Genomic DNA, 16499 nt, shown 5'->3' on the forward strand with positions numbered 1-16499 from the left:
AATCAGTCCGGGCGCTCGAACCGCCTCTCCAGAAGACTTAGAGACCAGCTTAGATATCAACCTGAGGTCTGTTAGCCCTCCTGGAGCAGATTGACGTCCATGGATAATTCCCACTTCCGTCTCGCAGACCTCTCCGCGACGGACCGCGCAGCCATCTCCGCATGGTGCAGGAAGACCCCGGGCGGGTGGCGTGCCGAGCAGGTCCCAAGTGACGGCGCGGCCTTCATGCTTGTTTCTAACAACCAGACCCGCAAGGCCCTCCGCGAGGTTCACCGCCAGTTGCGGGACCCCCACGCTACCACGGCTTGGCACGTCATCAGGCACGCGGACGGCTTCGTGGTCGTGGACGACGGTCGCTGCGGGCAGTCCATTGCCCAGGCGCCCACGCTGACGGACGCTCTTGCAGCTTTGGCAGTCGCCCAGCCGCTCCACTCATGAGGGAGGGCCGCAAGGCCCCCTCGCCTCGACATTCCCCCAGACGGCCGCCTCGCCTGCGCGCGGTACTTGATGAGGCTCGGCGGCGGCCTTTGCGGCTCGGACACGCCTGATCCCGATGCAGAAACCAGCGACCAACCAGGACTATGTCTTAACCCGCAACGGTGTCCAGGGTGTGGCAGATAAGGCACAGTATCGGCCATCCGGCGCATTCTTTGCTGTGGATAGCTGACACACTTCACGACACAGTCTCGGGCGGTAGCCCGCACTGCGCGCTGAACGTCAAACCCGTTCAATGGCTTAGTCGGCGGCCGTCTGAACAGTCTTTGATCATGTCGTCGTGGGGTCGACGTGCTTGCGCACTGTTTCTGGTTCCTATTGATGACGTCTCCAGCTTCTCACGGAGACGACTCAGTGACGCAGACCCGTAGCGCTTCAAGAGCTTCACGCCGACATCATCGTCGCAGAGCCGCGGGTTATCTCGCTGTGCCGTCGAACGGCCTGGATAAGCGACACCCCCTATGTGCTCGTAGGCGGCTTGCCTGTCCCTACGCAGGCATGAAACCCGACCTGCTCGGGCTCACAAGACCCTGACCCAAGCAACGTGACGCCGAACCTCCGTTCTAAGCCCCGAGACCCGGCTCAAGGATCATCATGTCTGGTCTCGGGGTCTGTCCTGACAGGAGAGGAATTACTCCTCTCTTCATCATCAGAAGGTCGGTCGCTGTGAACGTCCAGATGACACAACCCGCTGCCTATCCAACTGTCTGTCTTCAAGATGGTCTAAGTGAACGTCTTAATGATCAACGGGGGGAACAACCCCGAGGGGGGTATCCAGAAACAGTTAATGGCCTCCTCTATGAGGTCCCGCCGACCGTTCCCGCCGCCGACCTTCTGACGGACGCGAAGGAGCTCCCGTTGCACATCGTGCCGGCCTCTCCCGCTGCAATCGGAATGGTCGCTGCGGTCGTCGACAGAGTCGCGGCACGTTGTGCGGAAGGTCGCCGCCGGAAGCGCACAGAGACCGAAGCGGTCGGGCTGGCGACCGCCGCCTCTGCGATCATCTGCGGCGTCCTCTGGCTGTGGTCTCGCGGCACCCCACGGATGGGGTTTCGGGTCTGCTCTGCGGCTGCCTTCACGGGCCACCCGGTGTCGGCCCGCAGCTTCCGGGCTGCGCGCGACGCACTGCACGGCCTGGGCCTTATCGCGTATGTGGAGGGCGTGCGTTTTCGCTCTGAGTGGGCTGTCGGGGACGAGTGGCATGGACACGCCGGCCGGTTCGCTCCGGCCCTGGCACTGCTCATGACTGCCCGAGAATGGGGTCTGTCCCCCGCCGACCTGCGCCGTGACTTCAAGCGGGCGTGCCCGACAACCCCTCCTCTGCCAGCCCCGCCAGTGGTCCTGCGCGACTTCAAACGCTGGCCGAAGAGTGCCGGAGATCGTCTGCTACCAATTGACCCTGCTGACCCGCTGATGCTCGCGGCTGTCGCGGAGGTGGAAGCGCACAATGCCTTCGCTGCTCGGGTCCCCATCTCAGGCTGCCTTCCCCCACGCTGGCGCCGCACCTTTCGAGGCGACTTTCGCTTGGGTGGCCGATGGCACCCCCTGGGCGGCGTGGAACACCTGTCCTCGTACCTGCAACTCTCCGAGGCCGAGCGGGTCGGAGACATCAGGATAGGTGGCGAGAAGGTTGTGGAGGTGGACATATCTTCCGCGCACCTCACCATCTTGCACGGGCTGTTTGGCCTCCAGCGACCGCAGGGCGACCTCTACGCCGCGGTCCCCGGCGTCCCTCGCACGGTCGCCAAGGCGTGGACAACCGCCGCCCTCGGGTCTGGCTACGCCCGGACAACTTGGCCGAGAATCGCCGAACCTCGCCTCCTTCAGTACGACCCGCAGATGATCCGGGATGCCATGGTGGCGGCCTACCCCTTCCTGCTGGATCTAGCTGTGGCTGTCCCGGCCGAACTCCGCGCGGCCCACAGCAACGAACGGACGCTGACAGCCCTCTATCTGCAAGCCGTAGAGGCTGGGGCACTGACAGCCGCAATGCGCAGGCTACGTGAAGGCGGCCGGCTGGCGTTGCCGACCCATGACGGGATGATCGTCCCTGCCTCGGTTGAAGCCACAGCCTGTTCGGCGCTTCGTGCAGCCATCGAGGCGGCAGCCGGCGTGATCCCGGTCCTGGACGTCACGCGGTAGCGGCGGGGGGGGATGGCTTTAGGTGCTGCCAGTAGCGATGATCTACCGACATCAGGAGGCACGATGCGAAGCTGAAGCTTGCCGACGAAGTGGGGGCGTCTCCCCGTGAACTCGTCTGGCACTATCTGGCGGCAGCGGAGGCGCAGGCCATGACGTTGGCTCTGCGGGAGCTACGTGGGGCCGGCATTTTGGGTCTGCCCGTCCATGACAGCTTGATTGTTCCTGAAGCAGCGGAGGGTCTCGCGCGCCGCGCTATCGCAGAGGGGTTCCGGCAGGTCTGCGGGGTCGTGCCTACCGTGGATCGGAAGTAGCCACCAGCAGCAAGCGTTTTCGGATGGACGGCTGCGCTGCACCGCCTTGGTGCCCCACTACCGGCCGCTCTTGCCGCCGCCTAGCGAGGCTCCACATGCGGGCACCGCAGCACCGACGATCTACGGGATGGATATGAGGAAACGACCTAGCGCCGCCACATGACGGGGGTGCCCGCCGTTCCACGCCACCGCGCTAGCACCCCGAGCCGCTAGCTGCGGAGAAACGACCTAGAGCAGCTATATGAGGAGAGCGCGCGACCGCCCTCCCGTCATCCATCTCTCATCCCTACGAAACAGCCAGACAACCCCGCAGCCACGCTCGCGGGGTTTTGGCATTGGAGCTCTTAGAAGCCATGCATCACCTCAGCGGAGAGGCCACTGCGCTCGCGCCTTCGTTCGCAAAAGAACGTCTCAGGAAGCCAGCCCGCTACCCCCGCCGCCCGCGGCTAATTGACCCTGGGGTATTCCCTGTCAGGGTCGATGGCCAACGGGCACTCGTCATAGACCTATCGGGCGGCTGGGGCGCAGGTAAGCGGTTCATCATCGATCCGGAAGACTGGCGCTGGGTCAAAGAAAACCACGGCGCTACGTGGGTGCTTAACAGCAATGGAAACGGGGCGCGCCACGCATACGTCAGTAGCGCAGCGAGGACCGCGGCGAGGTCCGCCGGGCAACTGGGCGGCTCTCCAAAGGCATTACTCGCGCGTGTGATCATCGGCGACGGCAAGCCGATGCCCCCAAAGACCGCGGTGGCCTATCGGAACGGGAACCGCCTGGATCTTCGCCGCGCCAACCTCGAAGTCATCCCCCGTAGCGCGTGCAGCACCTACCGTCCGAAGTGCCCGCCGCCCGTCATCGTCGAAGGCTGGTTGGACTCCTAAGCGCCCTCCCTCACCCTCAACCCGAACATCTCCACGAAGGCGCCGCCGGTATCCACTCCGAGCGGCGCCTTCGTGATTCTGGAGCTAGAATGTCAGGAACATTCGACAACTACTCGATACGCGACCTGGAGGATATCGCCCGATACGGCAACCTCTATCGCGCCCAGCCGGGTTTGCGTGGTCCGGCCGGAGTACCGCAGGCATTTGCCAATGCGCCCTTCTCTGCGGACGTTGCAGGGCCGAACGGCGCGGCCTTCATTAACGACGCCGCGAGGGAGGCCCGGCTTCGCAGCTACTCCGCAGCGCCGGCCTCGCCGAGTTACCCCAGCCTGTTGGAAGACCAGCCGGAGGCGGCCCCGACAGGTGCGCCGGGGGCTGGCGCCCTCTTTGTGCCGCAGCCGCCAACCCCTCCCGTGGGTGCGCTGTCCCAGGCGGCCGTCAGTAGCAATCCCGCCGCACTTCCGCCGGTCCAGCGGGGCGCAGCCGTCCAGCCAATAACCCCACCCCCTACGGCCGAACCACCAGCATCCGACCGGCTCCTAGCATCCCTCCGAGCGCGCCAAGCCGCGGGATTGCCCCCGGTGACTACCCCCGACCCTGTGCAGTCCCGCGTCGCATCCATTGAGAGCGGCACTGCGGGTTCGGCCGCCCGGAACCCGAACAGCTCGGCATCCGGCGCCCTCCAGATCACGGATGGGCTCTGGGCGGACTATGCCCCCCGCCTGGGTCTTCAGCCCAGCCAGCGCAATGACAACGATGCCCAGGGTCGCGTCTTCCAAGCCTTCCGCAGCGACGTCACCCCGGAACTCCGCGGCGTCCTCGGGCGAGACCCGGAGCCGGCGGAACTGTATGGGGCTTGGCTGCTGGGTCGTGCTGGCGCCAAGGCGCTCTACTCGGCCAATCAGGGCGAAGACGCCCAGGCGCTATACGCGCGGGTTGCTGGAGAGGGCACGGCAGCCGCAGCGTTCCGGAACAACGGGAACATCATGCGGCCCGGCATGACGGTCGGCGACCTTCAGCAGAGCATCTCGTCCTACTACAACCGCCGACCCGGGGAGAATCCAGCGCCCCCGGGAGATACTGCGCAGTTACCCGCCGTGCGGCCGGCGTTGGCATCAGCGCCTTCCTTTCCCCAAGCGGCGCCGGTCAGCAACGCTGCGGAACAGCTCCAGGTCCCAGAGCAGCCCGCCTTCGCGCCGGACCGGTCGGCGCCTTGGATGGCGCTTGGCGCCGGTCTGTTGGGTGGGTCTGGCTTGGCGGACGGGTTCGCCCGGGGCCTTGCGGGCTTCCAGGAAGCAAGCCAGCAGGGTCGTCGCCAGGAATTGGTGTCACAGAACGCGGCCTCTGACCGAGCTTTCCGGCTGGCAACCGCACGCGCCACCCTGGCAGCTTCTGAGAATGATCGCGCCGCGCGGCGCGAACAGTTCCAGCAGACCCGAGAGGATAACCAGCAGGCGCGCGCTGATACGCTGACAGACCGGCGTGAGGGGCGCGCCGAGACCCTCGCCGCGCGCGCGGATGCACTGCGGATTGCCGCCTCGGCTCGGGGAGAAGCCGCGCAGGTCGCCGCTGCGTCCCGAGCCGAGGCGGGTCAGCAGCGCCAACTTGGGGAAGTCACCAAGACGGAGCTCCCGCTGATCGAGACCCTTGCAAGCTCACGTGAGACGGTCCAGCGCGGCCGGGTTATCCTCAACCAGCTCGATAACGGCGAACTGTCCCTCGGGCCTGTCGACAACGCTTGGTCCGGCGCTCGAAACTGGGCGGGCTGGTCAAGCCAGACCAGCCAGAACTATGCGGAGCTCCAGAGGTACGTCTCGACGACGGTCAACGCCATCCTGAACCAGGCCAAGGGTCCGCAGACCGACCAGGACGCCATCCGTGCCCGCGAGAACATCTTGGCGAACCTCAACGACCCCGCGGTTGTCCGCCAAGGCTTGGAGGAGCTAATTCGTATCCAGAGCCAAATCCACGCCGACACGGAGAGCCGTATCCAAGGACGGCGGAGGGCGCTTAGCCTGCCCGAAGCAGACTTAAGCAACTACGGGCTGCCCCAGATCCGCAACGCCGCACCGGCCGACGGCATCTTGAACATCCGGCGTATCAACTAACGACATCGGGTCCGTGCGGCTCTCTACCGCCCGCACAGCGTGCAGCCGTTTTCCCGCCAGCCGCTTCTGGCCGGTCTTCGGCTGTGTCCTACCTGACTTCCCCCAAGCCGCCCCAGCGGGCACGGCGGGAGGGCGGCGTTGCGCCCGTCCCGATGCGCTACAGCAAGTAGACCAGCAGGCACCGGACGACCGTGCTGCTGGGTGCCCATCCCCAAGAAAGCGACCCCTCGTGGATACTTCTCCCGTGATCATCCCAGGCGACATCGCCTTGGCCGATGACCTCGCGCCGAGGCTGCGTGCCGCCGATGCTGACGAACTCCGAGCCAACGGCCGGGAGCCTCTGCCGGGTCTGCGCCGCGCGGCTGCGGTGTCGGCCCTGTTGTCCGCAATCGCAGAGCCATGCGGACGACCCATAGCCCTCTTTGGGTTCGCCGACCTCGGCAACGGCGCGGCGTGTCCTTGGCTGCTCGGGTCTGACGACCTCGTGGACCGGCACCGGGGGTGGTTCATCCGGAACTCGCAGACCATCGTGAGATCTGGGGACCACCGCTGGGGCCGCTTCTGGAACCGCGTGGATGCGCGGAACATCCTTCACATCCGGTGGCTTCGCTGGGTCGGCTTTAAGGTCGGACCCGCAGCACCGCACGGGCCTTACGGCCTTCCCTTTCATTCAATCTCTAGGAATAATCTATGTGTGACGTAGCCACAGGAGCCGTCGTTGTTGGCGGCGCTATAGCCGGCGCAGCGGCTGGCAGCGGCTCAAAGAAGTCTTCGGCGACTTCTACGTCCTCGCCGTGGGGACCCCAGGCCACCCACCTGGACAACGCGTTCAACGGCGCCTCGGCGCAGTACGACGCCCAGCTCGGCCGACCGGCCTGGGAAGCGACAAACCCCACCGCCGCCGGCTTCAACGCCACACAGCAGGAAGGCGCCGCCCTGGCAGCCGACTACGGCCGAGGAGCCGGCGGGGCTCTGTCGACCGGGGTAGCCAACCAAGCAGGCGCTCTGATGGGCGCCGGCACGAACTACCTTCAGAACGCAGGCGCACTCGCCCAGAACGGCGCAGGGCAGGCTAACGGCATGGCGTCCGGCGTCCTGTCGCAGGCGGCTACCGGTCAGCCCATGGGGTCTTCCGGCGTGGCCGGGTCTTCGGGTCTGGCGGGCCAGCAGGGCGCCCTGTCCACCGCCACGGCGCTCGCCGCGCAGGGCCAGACGAACCTCAACCCGTCGATCCAGCAGGCGGCAGCGGGTTACGTCAACTCGGACCTTGTGAACGGCCAGGTGGACGCCGCCACCCGCGACGTTGCGAGGACCCTTGGGGAGGAGACCCTGCCCGGCCTCAATGCCCGCGCGATGGCCGGCGGGAACATCAACTCGGCCCGGGCGGGTGCTGCCGAGGCGGTGGCGCGTCGAGGGGCGGAGGACCGGGCGGCCGACATCTCGTCGGGCATTCGGAACAACGCCTATAATACTGGGGTCAACGCCGCCCTGACGGCGAACGCCCAGCAGAACAACTTGGCGCTGACGGCCAACGCCCAGTCGGCCGCCGCGGCTGGCGCCCTGTCGAACCTTGGCGAGAACCAGCGGCAGTTCGACACGTCCACCCGGGTCGGGGCCGCCCAGTCCCTCGGCGCGCTGGACACCTCGAACCGTTCGCTGGACAGCCAGACCCGGCTTGCGGCGAACAGCCAGCTTGGCGACGCGACGTCGCTGGGCTTCCAGGGGGCACAGTTGGCGGGCGCGCTGACGGACGCCAACGCCGGCCGGATCGGAGCACAGGGCGACCTCCAGCAGGCGGAAGCCCAACGGCTGATCGATCAGAACCGGACGCAGTACTACGCCCAGGAACAGAGCAACCAGGCGGCCCTCCAGAACTACTATGGGATCGTCGGCGCGGGGAACTGGGGGAACAGCACCACCCAGACAACCGCAACGCCAGGACCCGGAGTTCTGGGCGGGGCACTAGGCGGCGCTGCTGGTGCCTACGGGCTCTACAACTCGTTCGGCGCGAGTGCCGCGGGCGGTGCTGGCGGGTCGACGTCCGGCGGGGCACTGAGCCTGGGCAAGCTGTTCTCAGGGACGGCGGACGGAGGCAGCAAGGGCGCGCTCTACCGCGGCGCCTGACGGCTTGAGGTGAGACTTGGCGCAGGTCCTCCGGCTTCGGCTGGAAGGTCTGCGCCTTTTTTTACATCCCTTCATTCTTTTTCTGGACAAGCTGAGCTCAAGCCGCTATCGAAAGGATGCCCTATCGGTTCAGTTCTGAACGCGGCAGGGGTTTGTTGTTGCAGATGTCAATCGACAATCTGATGGCTACTGGCGCGAACTTTCTGAGTTTCGTGACCAGATGGTTAAGCAGGGTGAACGACATCATAGTAATCAAGTCCTCCGGACTGAGATTATAGCAATACCAGTATGGTAAAGGGCCGCTCGGAGTACTTGTACTACGCGCGAGTGATAACCAAGCAGGCGGCGTTCCGACGCAGCCTGACGGTTGAGGTGACGGAAAGACCAAAAGGCGACGATTGGTCCGATCTGTTGTCTGGCAGCAGAGATGCTGTCAGGGTGCCGAGGGGCTTTCCTCGTTAGAGGCGGATCCGCCCATAGATCCGGCCCCCGGCCTTGCCACTCAACAGACATGGTTCGAATGCTGTATCCCAAGAAGCCGCGCATTAAGAAGAAGCGTTCGGGCTGGTTCACCCCTCGACGATATCCGCACTTCGATATGCCGATCATGCGCCTGGAGACTGCCAAGGAGTTGGTAGAAGACCCAGAGAAAGTGGCGCGTCATGGGTTCCTTCCTCTCATAGCATTCGAGAAACGCCAAAGGCGGTTTGTTTCAAGTAAGGGTGGGAGACCGACTGGCAAAGTTAAGGTTCGCAAGCTTGCTTATTGCTCCAATAAGGACGCTACGATCTTATCGTATTATGCCGCTATGCTTTCGGATCTCTATGAAGAAGCGCTTCAAAGTGCCGGCCTCGACGAGGTCGTCACCGCGTATCGCAAAGGTTCATCAAACATCTCGCTAGCCCTTGGGGCTTTCAACGAGATAAGAAGCCGCGGGCGCTGCACGGCCCTTGCGCTCGACATATCTGGATTCTTCGACAACATTGGCCACGACGTCTTGAAGCGTCATTGGGCTACGATTCTAGGCGTCACGAAACTGCCTGCTGACCACTTTCAAGTCTTCAAAGCAATAACCCGCTTCAGCACGGTCGATCGTGCCTCGTGCCTTGAGCGGCTAGGCATGCATCCATTCACCCCTCAACGCAACTTGCGGGTCCCGCTGTGCTCTGCACGACAATATCGAGAACTGATCCGAGGCAGCCCGTCCGGCGCACCAAACCTTGTAACCCCGCATTCTGGTGAAAAGGGGATTCCTCAAGGTACCCCTATCTCAGCCGTAGCCGCCAATATCAGTATGCTGGCGTTCGACAAGGCGGTCTCTGCGGAGGCAGTACGGCTTGGCGCCGTTTACCGGCGTTACTCCGACGATATCCTGGTGGTCTGCTCACCCAAGGACGCAGGCCACTTTGAAGATTTTATCCTCGGATCTCTAGATTCGCTCGCCAATCCTTTGAAGATCAAGGCCGCGAAATCGCAGCGAGTTGAGTTTAGGGGGCCAGGCGTCGCGGCAATGCCGCACGCGCTTGATTATTTGGGGTTCACCTTCGACGGCCGAAAGATACTGCTCCGCGGCACAACGCTTGCCCGATTCTGGCGGAGAATGGCTACTTCGGTGCATTGGGCAAAGCGTATGCAGACACTGGCGGAAAAGGGCAAAGTTACCGGGAGGCCCGTACTGCACCGTCGCGAATTGCACACGCGATTGACCCACCTTGGAGCCGACAGCTTTCATAGGGGTTACGCCAGGAGGGCGGCCACGATGATGGGCGCGCCGTCTATAGGTCGCCAACTGCGCCGCCACATGCATGTCCTTCAGAATCTTATCGACAAGCCGAGATGAAGTTTAGCGCGGCCCGTAGTCCCGCGGGGTTCTGGTCAGCGGCGATGGGACTTCCGGTTTCCAGACTTGCGAGACGATACCCTCAATGTCGCCCATGCCAGCAGCCCGACGAGACATGCCCAACCTGCGGCAAACAGGGTCCCGAGCGCTAGCCACTGCCACCCAGCGCCGGGGTAGTGACCGCGCAGCCATCCGAGGAAGGCGATCAAGCCGCCTGTGAATAAGGTGCCTGCCACGAAGACGCACAGCATGAGCGCGCCCGGCGATATCTCGCCACGGTCATCGCTCATTCTCCCGCCTCGCTCGTCAATGGTCCGGTGTACCCGTCTACTGGGATAGGCGAAGGGATCTTGTAGACTTCCTTGATGAGCTGATCCGGCCGGCCACGCCAGCCCCGTCCATAGTTGGCGCCTGCATTTACCGGGTTGTTGTGACCCAGCATCGCATCTGCGGCTTCTTCGCGGACCCCGCTGAACCTCAACAGGTCCTTCATGCGGTGGCGCCATGAGTGTGCTGCGACCTTATTTTTATCTTTGATTCCAACCTTGCCGCGCAGCCAACGGCCCAGCTTCTTAGTTGCCATCGCACTGCGGTTACCATTACGCCCCGGCTTCAAGTCAGGGAATAGTGGCCCGGTGTGCGGACGGGACTGCGCGTAGGCAAGGAACCCCTCGGCAAGGAGGGCGGGATGCAAAGGCACCATTCGGACGGGCTGGCCGTCCTTTAGAGTCCGCCCCTCGGCGCGGTCGTGAATGTCGAGAATCCAGACCCCGCTTTGCTGCCTAATATCCGCCGCCGCTGCTCCGCTAGCTTCCTCAAGGCGACACCCTGTGAAGGCTAGAAGCCAAGGAAGCCAACGCAGGAAGCCCGCTTCACTGCGTGCGGCAGTCAGAATGATCTCAGCGTCCGCGTCACTGAATGGCTGCCGCTCGGTGGTGTGGCGCTTGGACCCTTGGGGGCTCATTCCTTCAAAGGGGTTGCTGGCGCCGTCTGGCAAGTGGCCGTTCCGTAAAGCCCAGCCCCAGAGTGAGCGAAGCATTGCGATATCTGCCCCGATGGTCGCCGGTTTGACCCCGCCCGCCGCACGGTCCTCCTTCAGCGCGCGAACGCCCGCCTTATCCAGGCGGCCCGCGTCATTGTAGCCAACAACCCGCTTCAGGTGTGCAAGCGCCGAGCGCCGCTTATCGAATGTCTTGGGCTTCTCTGCACGCTCGGCTTGGTGCACCTCAAGTAGTCGGTCCATCGTGAGGGACGGTTGTGCGGCTTTGAGCGACGGCGGATAGAGGGCATCCGCCGGGTCCGGCCCGAAGTCTCCCCGCGCGCGGCCAAGCCGACGCATCGCCAAGCGGTAGCGATAAGACCATAGGTGCCCGGCCATTCGGGTCGTTGTGTCGTCATCGGGAAGCAGTCCGAAGCCTAGAAGCACCTGTCGTGCCTCGGCCATGCGCCGCTCATTCGGGATGAACTCTGGTGCTTCGCCATCATCGGCATCGCCCGGCGTCAGTTCGTCCAGCACCGTATCGCGGTGGAGATCGGCCGCGGCGTAGGCGCCAGGCTGTGCATCAATATCCGGGCCCGCAGACCTATAGAGATCGCCGACCAGTGCTGCGAGGCGGTCGTCAGGCACCGACACGACTTCTCCCCGCACGACTAACCGGGCGGCATCAAGTCGGGCTTGGAGACTCGATAAGGCTGCGGGATAGCGGCGCGCGGCTTCCCGCGGGTCCTTCGTATTGAGCGAAAGGAACAGCTCGGAACGACCGATGGTCGCTCGCAACGCAGGCGGCACGACCACTCGAACGCGGTAGACTTTAGACTTGGGATGCTTCTGCGGTCTGGGCATGTTGAGAGGCACAATGGATCACCCCGGATGGATCACCGGGAGCCTGTAACCTCTTGATTATGCGATAAACCCTGCGACTTCAACGGCCTAAAAGGCCAATGGCGTCCCCTAGGGGATTCGAACCCCTGTTACCGCCGTGAGAGGGCGGTGTCCTAGGCCTCTAGACGAAGGGGACTTCGTTGGGCGTGGCGGGCTTCTAACCGGGGCGAAGCCGTCGATCAAGGCGTCATCTGCGAGAAAAGGCGGAAATTTTCATCCCCGCCCGTCCCTGCTTATTCGCCCAGGCGGATCTCGCCGGTCTGGCGCAGGTTGCGTGGGTCAACCAGCAGCACGCGGCCGCCATCCGGGCGCTCCACCCAGATGGCCAACTGGCCCTCCAACGCAGCAATGCCGCCGACGCGGCTGCCCACCGGCTGCCGCAGCGCCAGATTTGTGGTAGTGAGCGCCGTATCGACACCCTGGGCAGCCCGGTTCATCCGCTGGATCACCAGCACCACCAGCGCCACCGTGGCCACCACGATGAGCACGCCCATGACGGACACGAGAATCTTGAGCGCGCGCATCGACACCCCCCCTGCGAATACAATCCCAACCGAGGCCTTCACCCTGGCCGCCAGCCCCGCCGAGGCAGGGCAGCGGGTGGACCGCTTCCTGGCGGGCGGGATAGGCACGTTGTCCCGCTCCCGCGTCAAGGCACTGATCGAGGAAGGGCATGTCAGCCGCGACGGCCTGCCGATGACCGATCCGTCCGAGGCGGTGCGGGCCGGCGCCACCTATGTCGTCGCGCCGCCACCCGCGGCACCGGCGACGCCGCAGGCCCAGGACATCCCGCTGACCATCCTGTTCGAGGATAAGTACCTCATCGTGTTGGACAAGCCGGCGGGGCTGGTGGTGCACCCGGCCCCCGGAAACCAGGACGGCACGCTGGTCAACGCCCTGCTGGCACATGCGGGGGACGATCTCTCCGGCATCGGGGGGGAGAAGCGGCCGGGCATCGTGCACCGGCTGGACAAGGACACGTCCGGCGTGATGGTTGTGGCGAAGACGGAGCGGGCGCATCAGGTGCTCTCCGCCACCTTCGCCAGCCGGGAAAATCTTGAACGTTCCTATTTGGCATTGGCGTGGGGCGTCCCCACATCCCCCAAAGGCGAGATCGAGGCCCCGATCGGCCGCCATCCCACCGACCGCAAGCGCATGGCGGTGGTGGCCCGCAACGGCAAGGATGCGCTGACCCGCTACGTGACTGAGCGGGCCTGGGGTACCGGGTGCGCCCTGCTGCGCTGCCGGCTGGCAACCGGCCGGACGCACCAGATTCGCGTGCACCTCGCCCATATCGGCCACCCCTTGGTGGGCGATCCTGTGTACCTGAAGCGAGTCCCAAGTGGCTCGCGTGGGTTGCCGATGCCTGCGCGGGACGCATTGCTGGCCTTCCCGCGCCAGGCCCTGCATGCGGAATCCCTGGGCTTCCCCCACCCCGTGACCGGAGAAAATCTGCGGTTTTCCGCCCCTTTGCCGCAGGATTTCGTGGAACTGCTCACATTGCTGGACGGTAACGCGACGTAACCCGAGTTACGCACTCGGGAATTACTTGCGCAACCTCCTTCCGCTTGATAGCGTTCAATCAGTCGCCAACGCCGGGTGCCAAACCAAGGGTGTAGCCGCCGGACCCGTCCCGTCAGTGACTCGGGGCAGCGCGGTACATCAGGGCTCAGCGGGGTGCGACCCGGACAAGTTCGCCCGTCCGGGGCTCGCCGTCACAGGGGCGCCCGGAAGGTGCAGGAGGCAGATGCAACCATGGCTTCCACTACGTCGATGATCCCGATGGCCCCAGAGGGCAATCTCTCCCGCTATCTGCAGGAGATCCGCAAGTTTCCCATGCTCACGCCGGATGAGGAATTCCGGCTGGCCAAGTCCTGGAAGGACGCGGGCGACCAGAAGGCGGCCCACCGCCTTGTCACGTCCCACCTGCGCCTCGTTGCCAAGATCGCCATGGGTTACCGTGGCTACGGCTTGCCGGTGGGCGAGCTGATCAGCGAAGGCAATGTCGGCATGATGCAGGCGGTGCGTCGCTTCGACCCTGATCGCGGCTTCCGCCTGGCCACCTACGCTATGTGGTGGATTCGCGCGGCAATCCAAGAGTACATCCTGCACTCCTGGTCGCTCGTGAAGATGGGTACCACGGCCGCGCAGAAGAAGCTGTTCTTCAACCTGCGCCGGCTGAAGGGCCAGATGGCAGCCCTGGAAGAGGGCGACCTGAAGCCGGAGCAGGTGGCCAAGATCGCCCACACGCTGCAGGTGCCGGAGCAGGACGTCGTGTCCATGAACCGTCGCCTGGCCTCGCCCGACAACTCGCTGAACGCGCCGGTGCGCGCTGATAGCGAGGGCGAGTGGCAGGACTGGCTGGTGGACGAGAGCGAGAGCCAGGAAACCGAGATCGCCGAGCGGCAGGACATGTCCAACCGCCGGATGATGCTAGGCGAGGCGCTGAAGACGCTGAACGAGCGTGAGCGCCACATCCTGATCGAGCGCCGGTTGAAGGACGAGGCGACGACGCTGGAGGAACTCTCCCAGCAGTACAACATCAGCCGCGAGCGTGTGCGGCAGATCGAGGTCCGTGCCTTCGAGAAGCTGCAGAAGAGCATGAAGACGCAGATCACCGAGCGCCGGATGCAGGCCGACTAACGGCCCGCATCGGCGAGACGACGAAAACGGGGCCGCGAGGCCTCGTTTTTTTGGGCCCGGCGGCCAGCCTGCTGAAACAGGCCGCCCTGCGTCCCCTGCCCGCCTAGTGGCCCAGGGCCGCCTGTAGCTCACCCTTCGTCATGCTGGAGCGGCCGCGGATGTTGCGCTTGCGGGCTTCCTGCATCAGCGCCTCCTTCGTCGCGCCATCCTTGTGCACGGCGTCGCGGGCGCGGGAGGCTTTGCGGGCGACGTCCTTGGGCTGGGCGCTGAACTGCTCGCCCTTGGCCGTATCTGCCCGTTTCTTGCGGGTGGAGCGGTCGTATTCGTCGCAGCTGAGGGAGGCGCGCGCCTTCTTGGGCAGATAGCGCTCGCCCGTGCTGGCGCTGGTCTGGCCGGACCGGGTGCCCCATTCCTCGCGCTGCCATTTCTCCAGGCTGTTGTCGGCGCTCTTCCGGCCGGCATAGCCGCCGCCGGCCTTCTTGTAGGCCTGCGTTGCCAGCTGCGCCTTGCGGGCGGACCACTGCCCGGGCTTGCCGCCCTTGGCGCCCTGGGTGATCTCGGTTTTCACCTTTTCCCACAGCGCGGGGTTGGTCTTAGTGGCTGTGCCAGGCATGCGCGCCTCCGCCGATTGCTTCGGGCAGCAACGCGGGTGTGCGGCGGGCGGTTGCCGGGCGCCCGGCTGGGGCACGGCAAGGCCACGCGGCCAGCCGGTGCGGCGCGCATGAAAAAGGGCGCGACCCTCGCAGGCCGCGCCCTCCTTCCCGCCCTTTCGGGCGCAGGTCTCAGTCGGCGAAGGGGTCGCTGACCAGGATGGTGTCGTCGCGCTCCGGGCTGGTGGAGAGCAGCGTCACCGGCGCCTCGACCAGTTCCTCGATGCGCTTGACGTACTTGATGGCGGTGGCCGGCAGTTGCGCCCAGGAGCGGGCACCCTGCGTGGACTCGCTCCAGCCTTCCAGCGTCTCGTAGATCGGCTCGGCCTTGGCCTGGGCCCCGGCGGCGGCCGGCAGGCGCTTCACGACCTCGCCGTCGATGCGGTAGCCGGTGCAGATCTTGAGCTCGGTCAACCCGTCCAGCACGTCCAGCTTGGTCAAGGCGAGGCCCTGTATGCCGCCGACCTTGACCGCCTGGCGCACCAGGCAGGCATCGAACCAGCCACAGCGGCGCGGGCGGCCGGTGACGGTGCCGAACTCACGCCCACGCTCGCCCAGCCGCTTGCCGACATCGTCGAACAGCTCGGTCGGGAACGGGCCCGAGCCGACGCGGGTGGTGTAGGCCTTGGCGATGCCCAGCACGGTGCCGATCTGGTGCGGCCCGATGCCGGCGCCCGCCGCCGCGTTGCCGGCGACGGTGTTGGACGAGGTGACATAGGGATAGGTGCCGTGGTCGACATCCAGCATCACCGCCTGGGCGCCCTCGAACAGCACGCGCTTGTTCTCGTGCCGAGCCTCGTCCAGCCGCTCCCACACCGCTTCCGAGAAGGGCAGCAGCTTGGGCGCGAGTTCCAGCAACGCGTCCAGCAGCGCCTGCTTCTCGAACGGCTCGGCGCCGAGGCCCTTGAGCAGCGAGTTGTGGTGCAGCAGCAGCTCGTCCAGCTTGCGGGACAGCGTCTCCGGCTCGGCCAGGTCGCAGATGCGGATCGAGCGGCGGCCGACCTTGTCCTCGTAGGCGGGGCCGATGCCGCGCCCGGTGGTGCCGATCTTGTCGCCGCCGCGCGCGGCCTCCCGCGCCTTGTCCAGCGCCGGGTGCAGCGGCAGGATCAGCGGGGTATTCTCGGCGATCCGCAGGTTGTGCGGGCCGACCTCCAGCCCCTGCGCCTGCACGCGGGCGATCTCGGACAGCAGCGCGTCCGGGTCCAGCACCACGCCGTTGCCGATGATGCCCAGCTTGCCGCGCACCACGCCCGAGGGCAGCAGGCTCAGCTTGTACGTCTGGTTGCCCACCACCAGCGTATGGCCGGCGTTATGGCCACCCTGGAAGCGCACGACGATATCGGCCCGGCTGGCCAGCCAGTCGACGACCTTGCCCTTGCCTTCGTCGCCCCACTGGGCGCCGATGATGGCGACATTGGCCATG

10 protein-coding genes and 1 tRNA gene are annotated in these 16499 nt (G+C 65.3%); 6 read left to right on the forward strand and 5 right to left on the reverse strand.

The window, feature by feature from the left end:
* Positions 1 to 2049 precede the first annotated feature (2049 nt).
* From IBL26_RS08260 to drt2, 4 genes are all read left to right on the forward strand, one after another.
* Positions 2050 to 2637, forward strand: a complete 588-nt coding sequence (locus IBL26_RS08260) for a hypothetical protein (RefSeq protein ID WP_187783994.1) — start codon at positions 2050 to 2052, stop codon at positions 2635 to 2637.
* A 1773-nt stretch (positions 2638 to 4410) separates the two neighbouring features.
* Positions 4411 to 5937, forward strand: coding sequence for a hypothetical protein (locus IBL26_RS08265; protein ID WP_187783995.1), 1527 nt, complete (start codon positions 4411 to 4413; stop codon positions 5935 to 5937).
* A 690-nt stretch (positions 5938 to 6627) separates the two neighbouring features.
* Positions 6628 to 8061, forward strand: a complete 1434-nt coding sequence (locus IBL26_RS08270; protein ID WP_187783996.1) for a hypothetical protein — start codon at positions 6628 to 6630, stop codon at positions 8059 to 8061.
* Positions 8062 to 8581: 520 nt separating this feature from the next.
* Positions 8582 to 9901: an antiviral reverse transcriptase Drt2 gene (drt2, locus tag IBL26_RS08275; protein ID WP_187783997.1), complete on the forward strand. Its 1320-nt coding sequence runs from the start codon at positions 8582 to 8584 to the stop codon at positions 9899 to 9901.
* Positions 9902 to 10187: 286 nt separating this feature from the next.
* Here drt2 and IBL26_RS08280 read toward each other — a convergent pair whose 3' ends face one another.
* The 3 genes from IBL26_RS08280 to IBL26_RS08290 all read right to left on the reverse strand — a co-directional run bounded on the left by IBL26_RS08280 (position 10188) and on the right by IBL26_RS08290 (position 12307).
* Positions 10188 to 11744, reverse strand: coding sequence for a DUF6538 domain-containing protein (locus IBL26_RS08280; RefSeq protein ID WP_187783998.1), 1557 nt, complete (start codon positions 11742 to 11744; stop codon positions 10188 to 10190).
* A 99-nt stretch (positions 11745 to 11843) separates the two neighbouring features.
* Positions 11844 to 11919, reverse strand: a tRNA-Glu gene (locus tag IBL26_RS08285).
* A 97-nt stretch (positions 11920 to 12016) separates the two neighbouring features.
* Positions 12017 to 12307 carry a DUF6476 family protein gene (locus IBL26_RS08290; RefSeq protein ID WP_241749147.1) on the reverse strand — a complete coding sequence of 97 codons (291 nt, stop codon included), beginning with the start codon at positions 12305 to 12307 and terminating at the stop codon, positions 12017 to 12019.
* Here IBL26_RS08290 and IBL26_RS08295 point away from each other — a divergent pair.
* Positions 12276 to 13307: an RluA family pseudouridine synthase gene (locus tag IBL26_RS08295; RefSeq protein WP_187783999.1), complete on the forward strand. Its 1032-nt coding sequence runs from the start codon at positions 12276 to 12278 to the stop codon at positions 13305 to 13307. The two genes, IBL26_RS08290 and IBL26_RS08295, sit on opposite strands and share 32 nt — an antisense overlap.
* Positions 13308 to 13538: 231 nt before the next feature.
* The gene (gene rpoH, locus IBL26_RS08300; RefSeq protein WP_187784000.1) at positions 13539 to 14426 is read left to right on the forward strand and encodes an RNA polymerase sigma factor RpoH; all 888 of its coding nucleotides are present in this window, start codon (positions 13539 to 13541) and stop codon (positions 14424 to 14426) included.
* Positions 14427 to 14529: 103 nt separating this feature from the next.
* On the opposite strand, the gene IBL26_RS08305 is transcribed toward rpoH, so the two are convergent.
* Together IBL26_RS08305 and IBL26_RS08310 are read right to left on the reverse strand one after the other, a co-directional pair.
* On the reverse strand, positions 14530 to 15039 hold the full coding sequence (locus tag IBL26_RS08305; protein WP_187784001.1) for a DUF5872 domain-containing protein: 510 nt from the start codon (positions 15037 to 15039) through the stop codon (positions 14530 to 14532).
* A gap of 169 nt (positions 15040 to 15208) precedes the next feature.
* Complete coding sequence (locus tag IBL26_RS08310; RefSeq protein WP_187784002.1) at positions 15209 to 16498, reverse strand: adenylosuccinate synthase; 1290 nt, start codon at positions 16496 to 16498, stop codon at positions 15209 to 15211.
* Position 16499: the final 1 nt, after the last annotated feature.

It is taken from the genome of Teichococcus aerophilus (assembly GCF_014490485.1).
GTDB classification, from domain to species: Bacteria; Pseudomonadota; Alphaproteobacteria; order Acetobacterales; family Acetobacteraceae; genus Pseudoroseomonas; species Pseudoroseomonas aerophila.

What these genes read in the sequence shown, in the direction of transcription:
- IBL26_RS08295 (WP_187783999.1), top strand. Translation starts at nt 12,276, where the DNA reads ATGACGGACACGAGAATCTTGAGCGCGCGCATCGACACCCCCCCTGCG.
- IBL26_RS08305 (WP_187784001.1), bottom strand. Translation starts at nt 15,039, where the DNA reads ATGCCTGGCACAGCCACTAAGACCAACCCCGCGCTGTGGGAAAAGGTG.
- rpoH (WP_187784000.1), top strand. Translation starts at nt 13,539, where the DNA reads ATGGCTTCCACTACGTCGATGATCCCGATGGCCCCAGAGGGCAATCTC.
- IBL26_RS08270 (WP_187783996.1), top strand. Translation starts at nt 6,628, where the DNA reads ATGTGTGACGTAGCCACAGGAGCCGTCGTTGTTGGCGGCGCTATAGCC.
- IBL26_RS08290 (WP_241749147.1), bottom strand. Translation starts at nt 12,307, where the DNA reads ATGCGCGCGCTCAAGATTCTCGTGTCCGTCATGGGCGTGCTCATCGTG.
- IBL26_RS08280 (WP_187783998.1), bottom strand. Translation starts at nt 11,744, where the DNA reads ATGCCCAGACCGCAGAAGCATCCCAAGTCTAAAGTCTACCGCGTTCGA.
- drt2 (WP_187783997.1), top strand. Translation starts at nt 8,582, where the DNA reads ATGCTGTATCCCAAGAAGCCGCGCATTAAGAAGAAGCGTTCGGGCTGG.
- IBL26_RS08310 (WP_187784002.1), bottom strand. Translation starts at nt 16,498, where the DNA reads ATGGCCAATGTCGCCATCATCGGCGCCCAGTGGGGCGACGAAGGCAAG.